Source organism: Silvanigrella sp., from assembly GCF_044369315.1.
Taxonomy (GTDB): domain Bacteria; phylum Bdellovibrionota_B; class Oligoflexia; order Silvanigrellales; family Silvanigrellaceae; genus Silvanigrella.
Window position 1 is genome coordinate 1 of sequence record NZ_JBIPMD010000306.1, and the last position, 3,297, is coordinate 3,297.

3 protein-coding genes are annotated in these 3,297 nt (G+C 28.9%); all 3 read left to right on the forward strand.

Annotated features, from left to right (window positions below; all coding sequences use genetic code 11):
- The first annotated feature begins 133 nt into the window (after positions 1-133).
- The 3 genes from ACIQ56_RS15940 (at position 134) to ACIQ56_RS15950 (ending at position 3,018) form a co-directional block, all read left to right on the forward strand.
- Entirely contained in the window at positions 134-631 is a 498-nt protein-coding gene (locus ACIQ56_RS15940) for a peptidylprolyl isomerase (RefSeq protein ID WP_397602026.1), read from the forward strand.
- Between the two features lie 107 nt (positions 632-738).
- Entirely contained in the window at positions 739-1,749 is a 1,011-nt protein-coding gene (locus ACIQ56_RS15945; RefSeq protein ID WP_397602027.1) for an adenosine deaminase, read from the forward strand.
- Positions 1,750-1,887: 138 nt separating this feature from the next.
- Positions 1,888-3,018, forward strand: a complete 1,131-nt coding sequence (locus tag ACIQ56_RS15950) for a glycosyltransferase family 9 protein (protein ID WP_397602028.1) — start codon at positions 1,888-1,890, stop codon at positions 3,016-3,018.
- Positions 3,019-3,297 lie beyond the last annotated feature (279 nt).

A 3,297-nucleotide genomic window follows, 5' to 3' on the forward strand; every position in this document is an offset into this window, starting at 1 on the left:
TATCAACAAAATCAAAAACCACTCTCTATAAAAAATTTAATTCCATTCATTGTGTTTGTAAAATGCACTTATTGGGAGGACACATCAGAAATAATGAATCATCGTCCCTATTTTTTTTGAAAGGTATTTTTTTATGATTAATTTATTAATGAAAACAAATTATGGTGATATTTCAATCGAACTCAACGACGAAAAATCACCAATGACTGCTGCCAACTTTGTAAATTATGTTACATCAAAACATTTTGATGGCTCTATTTTTCACCGTGTTATACCTGGATTTATGATTCAAGGTGGTGGTTTTGATTCCAGTATGAAAGAAAAATCAACAAATAGACCAATTGAAAATGAAGCAAAAAATGGTTTAAGCAATGAACGCGGTACACTTGCTATGGCACGTACAAATGATCCTCATTCCGCAACAGCTCAATTTTTTATTAACTTAACAAATAATGATTTTCTAAATAATCGTGGAGACCAATGGGGTTATGCGGTTTTTGGAAAAGTAACTCAAGGAATGGAAACCGTTGATGCTATTGCTAAAGTAAAAACAGGTAACAGTGGTTTTCATAGAGATGTTCCCGTTGCTCCTGTAATTATAGAATCTGTTTCTGTTGTAGAACTAAATTAATATTTAATATAAAAGAGCTCATTTTTTTTAAATAAACTCTTTTAAATATTGAAAAAAATTAAAGAATCCTTTATAGATTAATAAATAATTTATAGAGGATTCATTTTATGCTTGAAGAGTTAAGAAAAATACCAAAAGCAGAATTGCATATTCATATTGAAGGTTCTTTAGAGCCCGAACTTTTATTCTCAATAGCCGAAAGAAATAAGATAGAATTGCCTTATAAAAGTATTGATGAAGTGAGACAACTCTATCAATTTCATAATTTGCAGTCATTTTTAGATATTTATTATCAAGCTACAAACGTTTTAAAATTTAAAAAAGATTTTTATGAACTCACCTATTTGTATTTAGAAAGAGTTCATAAAGATGGAGTTCGCCATGTGGAAATCTTTTTTGATCCTCAATCTCATACCTCACGAGGGGTTTTATTTTCTGATGTTATTGAAGGGATTCATGAAGCCCTAGAGCAAGGAAAAAGAGATTTTAATATAAGCTATTTTATTATTATGTCCTTTTTAAGGCATTTATCTGAAGAAGATGCATTAGAAATTTTAGAAGAATCTTTACCATATAAACATTTGATAAAAGCAGTTGGTTTGGATTCTTCTGAACAAGGAAATCCTCCAAGTAAATTTAAAACCGTATTTTCTAAATGTAAAGATCTTGGTTTTTTAACTGTGGCTCATGCGGGAGAAGAAGGACCTCCAGAATATATTTGGGAGGCATTAAATTTATTAAATGTTTCTAGAATTGATCATGGTGTTCGTAGTATCGAAGATAAAAATTTAATTGATCTCATCATTGAAAATAAAATTCCGCTAACTGTTTGTCCTCTTTCAAATATAAAATTAAAAGTTTATGATGATTTAAAATCACATCATATAAAAGAATTATTTGATTTAGGTGTTCGAGTTACGATCAATTCAGATGATCCCGCTTATTTTGGTGGCTATATATTAGAAAACTACATACAATGTAAAAATAGTTTGGGCTTTACTTTTAAAGATCTCTGTAAAATTTCAAAATATTCTATTGAAGCCTCTTTTTTATCTCAAGTTGAAAAAGATTGCCTTTTAGCAGAAATCAATGAAGTTGAAACGAGCTATTTAATTTAAATAAAAGAAATAAAATAATTGATATTTAGGTAAAACTTGACATTTAATTTTGTCTTCCTTAAAAGTGTGGATGTTATCTTTGGTGTATTTTTGCATTATTGAAATCACAAATTCATTGTAACTTTGGGACTAAAAAAAGTGACATCCGCAAATCCAGAAAAAATTCTTATTATGCTTCCAAGACAGCTCGGTGATGTTTTGCTTGCAACACCTCTCGCGTCTGTTTTAAAACAAAAATACCCTACCGCTCAAATCGACTGGTGGGCTCATCCCATGGCAAAAGAAATATTAAGTGGAAACCCTTATTTAAACAAAGTTCATTACCTTCCTATATGGCGAAAAAAAGAATACAAAAATGTATTTTTTTTAAAAAAGTTTTGGCATTGGTTACTTTATTTGTGGTCTGAAATAACTTTGTTTTTTTATATTAGAAAACAAAAATATAACATCATAATTGATGCTATTAATTATCCACGTTCTAGTTTTCAAACTTTATTTGCAGGTGCAAATATTAGAATTTCTTTTAAATGCAATTCTATTCGCGATATTACATATACGCACCTTGTTCATCGTGATAAATTAGATACAGGTTACCTTGGTTTTACAAGATTATATTTATTAGAACCACTTGGTATTTATATGGATAAAATAAATTTAGAAGAAGTTAAAATCGATCTTCCCATTGAAGAAATAAATAAAGTAAAGCCTTCAAAATGGATAGCAGAACAATTAGATCAATTACAGGTTCATAATTACATTGTAATGAGCCCCACTTCTCGTTACCTTGTTCGTTGCTGGCCTATTCCATCTTATACCGATTTAGCTCTCGAATTAGCTAAAAAATATAATATAGCAACAGTTTGGTCTAGAGCTCCGGGGGAAGAGGAGTATATTTTAAAAGTTCATCAAAATTTTAAAGAAAAACTGAAACAAAATTCTTTAAATGAAAATATGAGTTTGCTTCCTCCTCTCATGTCTATTCGAGAAATCGCCTTTTTGACAAAAAACTCCATTGGATGTGTTGCCAATTCCAATGGCATGAGTCACATCGCAGTGGCTTCTGGTGCAAAAATGATCCAATTGCATGGCCCTACTCAACCCGTAAATTGGTGTCCACCTAATAAACTGAAGTATCAGTCGTTGCAAAGGAATGTGGGTTGCGTTGGTTGTTCTAGTAACTCTTGTAAACTGATGCATAGAGAATGTTTAGATGAATTGTCTGTTCATGAAGTTTTTATTGCAATTGAAGAATTATTTCTAAAAAAATAGCGCAATAAAATTAAATATATATATTTTTATTTCTAGATATTTTATTCATCTTAATTGTTTTAATTTTATTTATTTTAAAATATATAAAAAATCCAATAAATATAGATATAAGTATAATTATATATTTCGAATTAAAATATTATTAGTAATCTATAATGATTAGGTATTTATAAGTTCTCAATTTTTAATTTATTATAAAGTTTTATAGGTGATTTATAATGTATGAAAATTTTAAAACTTAAATATTCGTTTTAATGAGTAAAACACTACTCTTGAGGA

What these genes read in the sequence shown, in the direction of transcription:
- ACIQ56_RS15940 (WP_397602026.1), top strand. Translation starts at nt 134, where the DNA reads ATGATTAATTTATTAATGAAAACAAATTATGGTGATATTTCAATCGAA.
- ACIQ56_RS15945 (WP_397602027.1), top strand. Translation starts at nt 739, where the DNA reads ATGCTTGAAGAGTTAAGAAAAATACCAAAAGCAGAATTGCATATTCAT.